Origin of the sequence: Methylobacterium sp. Leaf102, from assembly GCF_001422425.1 — a bacterium.
In the GTDB taxonomy this organism is placed as follows: Bacteria; Pseudomonadota; Alphaproteobacteria; order Rhizobiales; family Beijerinckiaceae; genus Methylobacterium.
Genome location: NZ_LMMX01000030.1, coordinates 1 through 5,947 on the forward strand (window position 1 = coordinate 1; position 5,947 = coordinate 5,947).

The 5,947-nt window shown below is 61.9% G+C and carries 6 protein-coding genes and 1 pseudogene; all 7 read right to left on the minus strand.

Features of this window, described 5'->3' with window-relative positions; translation table 11 throughout:
• Positions 1 to 96: 96 nt before the first annotated feature.
• Positions 97 to 330 (minus strand): hypothetical protein, encoded by a 234-nt coding sequence (locus ASF27_RS14400; protein WP_056361156.1) that lies wholly within the window; start codon positions 328 to 330, stop codon positions 97 to 99.
• Positions 331 to 378: 48 nt separating this feature from the next.
• Entirely contained in the window at positions 379 to 723 is a 345-nt protein-coding gene (locus ASF27_RS14405; protein WP_156467544.1) for a hypothetical protein, read from the minus strand.
• 54 nt (positions 724 to 777) lie between these two features.
• A complete protein-coding gene (locus tag ASF27_RS22370; RefSeq protein WP_156467545.1) occupies positions 778 to 1,401 on the minus strand; it encodes a hypothetical protein in 624 nt (207 codons plus the stop codon).
• 144 nt (positions 1,402 to 1,545) lie between these two features.
• Positions 1,546 to 2,577, minus strand: coding sequence for a hypothetical protein (locus ASF27_RS22375; RefSeq protein ID WP_156467546.1), 1,032 nt, complete (start codon positions 2,575 to 2,577; stop codon positions 1,546 to 1,548).
• Between the two features lie 10 nt (positions 2,578 to 2,587).
• Positions 2,588 to 3,760: a DUF4150 domain-containing protein gene (locus ASF27_RS14415; protein WP_056361165.1), complete on the minus strand. Its 1,173-nt coding sequence runs from the start codon at positions 3,758 to 3,760 to the stop codon at positions 2,588 to 2,590.
• On the minus strand, positions 3,757 to 4,587 hold the full coding sequence (locus ASF27_RS14420) for a DUF2169 domain-containing protein (RefSeq protein ID WP_347379639.1): 831 nt from the start codon (positions 4,585 to 4,587) through the stop codon (positions 3,757 to 3,759). The genes ASF27_RS14415 and ASF27_RS14420 overlap by 4 nt, the downstream gene beginning before the upstream one ends.
• Positions 4,588 to 4,852: 265 nt before the next feature.
• A pseudogene (locus tag ASF27_RS22585) lies at positions 4,853 to 5,947 on the minus strand (hypothetical protein); the annotation flags it as partial.

Below are 5,947 nucleotides of genomic sequence, written 5' to 3' on the forward strand. Positions count from 1 at the left end.
CCCGCCGAAGCCGAAGCGCACTACTATGCCCAGACCGAGGTGCAAGCCTTGGCCGCTTGATCCAAACCAAACAGCCTCCGGGAAACCCGGGGCGGTTCAGAACATCTCCCCCCTACGGGACATGTAAACTGCAATCCGGCCGCCCTCAGGACGATGATAAAGCACGATCCGCTGGGTCGCGACGGGGAATTCGCGGGATTGCCACTTGTCGTGAAAGTATTGGTACGCCTTCGTCATTGGCTCCGCCGCGTCGGCGTCGTCGTCGATCCCCGCTGCGTAGAGCACCTCGTTGGTGATCGCTCGTGCACGAGTGAGGACAAGCTTCGTCATCAGAGGCTCACACTATTCGTTTCGGGCAACGGTGCCGTAGCCGTCGGTTCAATTCGGCACCTGAATACGCTCCCATGTCTTGCCGTCGAACCGGGCCATGTCGCGTGAGCCGATAGCCCATAACGCGTCGTCGCCAGCATCCACGGTGTGCACATCCTCGAGTTCGGGCTGCAGCCCGCTGTAAACTCGGCGCACAGATGTACCGTCATACACAAACACGCCGCGCGGAGTGGCGTAGCTTGAGAGATAGATCTTTCCGCTAAACTTAACCATTTTCGAAAACATGGCATCTGTTTCGCACGGAACAGCATGAAATCCTATAGCGGCACTGCCGCGCAACAACGTTCCATCGCGACCACAAACCAGAACATCATCATCGTTCTCGATCAGCACGCCAGTGAGATAAACATCTTTTGATGTCTCAATAACTCGAAAATTAGAGCCTCTCTATAAGTATACAATGCCTTTGCTGCGCGATACATACAAACTATTTAGATTTGAACCGTTTATCGAATGTAAGTCTTTATTAGATATATAGAGCTGAATTCTGCGTTCCTGTTCCGCCTTCAAATCAGGGTGCGCCGCCGAATAAGCTGCCTTCTCCCCTCCCGTACTGCCTTGCGCCTGTATTGCAAACGCCCAGTTGCTGTCGATCCGATCGTCCAAGAAGCCGAGGTCGATCGCAACCCAAGTACCATCATCGGCCTGCCGGTAGGTCTGGCCGCCTTCGCCGCAGGCTACGAGGTGCTGTCCGATCTGGCGGAGGTCCGATAGCCGGCCCAGACGCTTGCCCTTGTATTTCCTCTCATCGACGATCAAGCCACCCTTATAGCTGGGCTCTGGGGAGAACAGGACGCCCTCATGCGACACGTAGACGGCGATCCGGCCGCCCTCGGGGCGTCGATAAGCAATGATTCTCTGCGTCGATATTTTTACATCAACGTACTCCCATGAGCCTTGGTAGTACTGATAAATCCTTGTGAAAGACTCCTGCGCCTCGGCCTTTGCAGGCATTCCAGCTGCGTAGAGCACATCCTTGCTGAATGCTCGCGCCCGCGTTATCTCGAACATATCATCTCCTGCGGGTGGGTCGTTGGCTTTGAAAGAGCCGGAATTGCGTCTGTCAACGGAGGATAGCGAGAGCCGAATTAAGTACGCGCGAGCGTATCAGTATTAACGTTGCAATATTGAGCTTCAACACCATCCTCAAGTGGGTCACTTTGGAAGAGGGGTCTGCTCCCAGGTCGCGCCGTCGAACCGGGCGATGGCGTTCGAGCCGACCGCCCAGAGCGCGTCGGTCACGCCGTCCACCGTGTGGACGTCATCCAACTCCTGCCGCAGCCCGCTCGACACCTGCCGGATCCGCTGCCCATCGTAGACGAACGCACCGCGCGGCTGGGCATAGCTCGAGAGGAATATCGCCCCTTTAAAGCTCGTGATGGTCGAGAACTGCGGGCTGCCGTCGCACGGGATCGCGGTGAAGCCGCGCTTGGCGCTGCCGCGCAGCAGCGTCCCGTCCCGGCCGCAGATCCATACAGTCTCGGCGTCCTCGACCAAGATGTCGCCTAGGAATGAGGACGTGGGGACTGTAATCTTCTCGGAGCTATGCCCGTTCCAGAAGTAGACCGCCCCGTCCTTGCCGCAGAAGTAGAGCTCATCCATGCTGGGGCCATTTATAGCATGAAGCATGAGATTTGCCATGTATAATTTGCGGCGTCGATCCTTTTCCGCATTCTCGGTTGGGTTGTTGTCGAAGTATGCTTCTTCATCGGCGAATGTTTTTGCGTTCGGCGCGCGGATCGCAAAGGCCCAGCTGCTATCGACACTATCATCGAAGAGGCTTAAATCGAGTGGTGCCCAGACATTGTCGGTTCGTTGATGGTATGTTTGACCACCGTCACCACAGGCGACCAAGTGTTTCCCGATCTGACGTAAGTCAGCTAACCGGCCAAGCTTCTTACTATTGTTTAGGGTCTCGTCGATGATCGGGCCGCTGCGAAAGCTCGCTTCGGGAGAAAATAATTGGCCCTCGGTTGACATGTAGACGGCGATGCGACCGCCCTCCGGCCTGTGATAGAGGCAGATACGTTGCGTTGCGACATCGACGTCGGCATGGTCCCATTTGCCCTGATAGAACTGGCCGACGCGTGTGAACGACACGGTCGCATCTGCTTTTCTCGGAAGAGCAGCTACGTAAAGCGCATCTGCGGTTATGGCTCTTGCGCGAGTGAGATTGAATTTCGGCATTCAGTCTGTCCTAATGAACCGTCGGGGATTGGCCCGACAGAAAGGGAACCGTGTTTACGGAAGGAGGATAGCGCGCGTCTGGGTACGTGCGCCCGAGAAGATTTGGATTAACGTTCCCCATCTCTTGCGCAACCCCTGCGCGAATCTGTGCCTCGCAATCTTTGCGGGCAGAAATAGTCTGATCTCTGCTGATCTCAGCGATATCAAGAATCGGCGCGGTTCCAGTAGGACTCAGAGGGGCGTCCGGATGATTTCCGAGGTCTGCGATCTGCTTGTCGGCTCCATGCGCTTCCCAATGCGCGGTAAAATCGTCTTTCGCATTGCCCTGCAAGCATATCGACATGCCCTGCTGGAAATTAGCCAGCCCCTTGATGCGCTTGAAGCCGATCTCACCCTCGATGCGGCTGCCGTAACGCTTCGTATAATCCGGGATGATGTGATGTGCTTGGCCGTTTACGCAGGCTTTGCCGCAGACATATCTCAACTGCCGATACGGAGCCACGACGCAAGGGCACTTGTCCGGCTTGCGTGAGGTGCGTGAGCCGGTGAAGATGTAGACGACCACGCCGGCGATCAGGACGGCGGTGCCGGCGGCCAGACCGACGACCGCACCGGGCGGCCCTGCAACGGCGCCTCCGATCCCCGCCCCGATCGCGGGACTCCCCGCACCGAGGGGTGTGGTCTGAGCGGAGAACGACGACGCAGGCCGGGGGCCATTCGATAGCGATCCGACGCCGTGCTCGGGTGCCATAGTCGGAGGTATCGCACGCGGATCCGATATCTCCGCGTGGTCCATATCCTTGGTATAGATCAGCTTTCCATACGTGTTCCTGTGGTTCATCCACCATTCGTCGTCGTGGCGGACCATGTTGCGGCCTTCGACGAAGACCGACGCGGACCAGGTCTTCGGCGTGCATTCGGCACCGGTCGTGCCGGATCGGATGCCGCCCCCGGTGCCCGGCTCGTCTCCATAGCACTTGAGGACCAGCGACTCTTTGGCGTGCGTACGGTCGTCGGTCTGATGGATGCTGTTGGCGAGGTTGGCGGCGTCGGCCTGGCGGCACCAGATGGTGTAGGGCACCGGTACCATCGTCCCGCCCTGCTGCGTCAGGCAGATGTCGGGCACCTGAGACACGATGATGCCGTCGTGGACGTCGCGCGAGCCTTCGCGCGGCCAGGTCATGCGACCACCTCGGGCTCGACGAGGCCGAACGCGCCGGAGGTCGGCAGGTTCGCGGCCCCGCCGCACGGCACCTGGGCGAGGACGGCACCATCATAGGCCGGACAGGCTTCGACCCAGCCGCGCCACGTGAGGTCCACCCACCAGGGGCCGTCCGCCCGGCGGAGGTCGAGATGCATGCCGTCGAGCGCCAACCGCGCCGAGACCTGACGGCCGTCGAACCAGTAGTGATGGGCCACCAGCGCCACGCCGGGCAGCGTGAACGCGACCCGGCCCCCGCCGGGCACGAGTCCGTCGAGGCGCACGGTCTCGTTGCCTGCCAGATGCGGCAGCGCGAGTGCCGCAGGGGCCGTTTGGTAGAAGCGATAATCGAAATCGCCCGGCAGACGCCGCTCGGGCGCGTTCTGCCACGCCTCGTCGTAGGTGCCGGCCCGCCGCTGCCGCGAGGACCAGAACGGAGGAACCGGCCCGAACCCTTGCGGGGCCGGCGTCGCGAACGGTGTCTCCACAGGCGCGTCGGCGCTGTCGATCTGCGGGGCTCGCCACGGTTTGCCGATCCGGGTGAGCTCGTCGTGCAGAAGGCCTGGACCGATGGGATTGCGTGCATCGACGGCGCCGTCTGCGTCGCCGATGACGCGACCGCCGGATGCGAGCCGATAATCGAGCGGCACGGTCGTCGTCGGCTCCGCCCGCCGAGCTTCCAGGTCGGTTGGAGGAACTTGAGCGCCGGCTCCCAGGCGCGGGGACCGTGAACCCTGAGCCGGACCTCGTGGTCCGCGACGGCGAGAGCCACCTCCCAGCTTCGCGCCGGTGTTCCCTTCGGGGCGTATGCCGTCCCGAGCAGCGTCACATCCACCGCCGGCTTGTAGGGGATGAGGTCGGCGACGCGCACGAGGGGCGTGCGCTGCGGATCACCGTCGTAGACGTCGCTCAGAACCAGCGCCTGATCGTCGGCAAGGCGCACCGTCCCATCGACGAACAACTCGTAGCGGCCGCGTGCGCAGATCACGGCCATGGGCATACCGTCGCGATGAAGCTGCCCGAACCCCATTGCCGCGAAAGAAGTCTCGTTGCGGATGAGCATCGCCTCCTCCCCTATCGCTTAGGGTTCAGGTCGATGACCTTACCAAAGACTGTCACAGACTCCGAAAAGCCGAGAAGCATCTTCGTACCGGTGATGGTGACGTTGCCGTCCTTGTCCATCGTCAGGGTCGACTTCCCGACCACGACTTGGAACACCTCGCCCACGTTGGTTTGCATCTCCTTGCCGACATTGGTGACGTACTGTTCGCCGACCGTGTGCATGTGCGCCTTGCCGACGTTCTCGTTCTTGGTCGAGCCGATGTTGATCGCTTGGCTGGTGCCGACCTGCATCACGTGCGCCATGCCGATGCTGTCGTTGCGCATCAGGCCCACCGTCGCGTTGAGGATGCCGGCCATCGAGAACAGCCCACCCGCCGCCTGCCCGAAGGCGCCGCCGGCCGCAGCCAGCGCCGTGCCGGCATCGGGACGCGGGCTCGGGCCGTTGCCGACGTTCGCCTGCGCCTGCTGGCCCGCCGGGTTCAGCAACCCGATGAGTGAGCTTGCGAGCTGCGGCATCATCGTGCCGGTGATGCCGCCCATCCCGCCGCTCGAGGTGCCGACCGCGCCGAGCGCCTGCCCGAGCAGGCCGCCGCCCTCGGCTCCGTCGCCCGCCATCGCGGGAGGCGAGCCACCGGCCGCACCCTCCGCTCCCGATCCCGCAGCGCCGCCCAGGGCGGCACCTAAGGCCTGGCTCAGCATCCCTGCGGTCTGCCCGGCCATGCCCGCGAACGGTGCCATCAGCGCGGCCGCACCCATCCCGGTGCCGCCCACCGTCAGGTTCATCGACCCGCCGATCTCCTGCGTCTGGTTGACGCCCACCGTCAGCGCCTGGTTCCGACCCACCACGTTGGCGTGGTTGACACCCACCGAGTGCGTCTGGTTGTTCTCGATCTTGGTAGTATGGTCCTTTTGCGCATGGAAGAACATGTTCTCCCCGCCGGTGGCGTCCTCGAAGGTCATCTCGTTGAAGCCCTTGGACTTGTGCGAGTTCGATCGCAGCGTCATGCGGGTCTTGTTGGCCGGCAGGTCGTACGGCACGGGATTGTTGGGGTTGGGCACGATGCCGACCACGATCGGCCGGTCGGGGTCGCCCTCCTGGTAGGCCAC

Coding starts and splice junctions, on each gene's coding strand:
- ASF27_RS14400 (WP_056361156.1), bottom strand. CDS start 330: ATGACGAAGCTTGTCCTCACTCGTGCACGAGCGATCACCAACGAGGTG.
- ASF27_RS22370 (WP_156467545.1), bottom strand. CDS start 1,401: ATGTTCGAGATAACGCGGGCGCGAGCATTCAGCAAGGATGTGCTCTAC.
- ASF27_RS22375 (WP_156467546.1), bottom strand. CDS start 2,577: ATGCCGAAATTCAATCTCACTCGCGCAAGAGCCATAACCGCAGATGCG.
- ASF27_RS14415 (WP_056361165.1), bottom strand. CDS start 3,760: ATGACCTGGCCGCGCGAAGGCTCGCGCGACGTCCACGACGGCATCATC.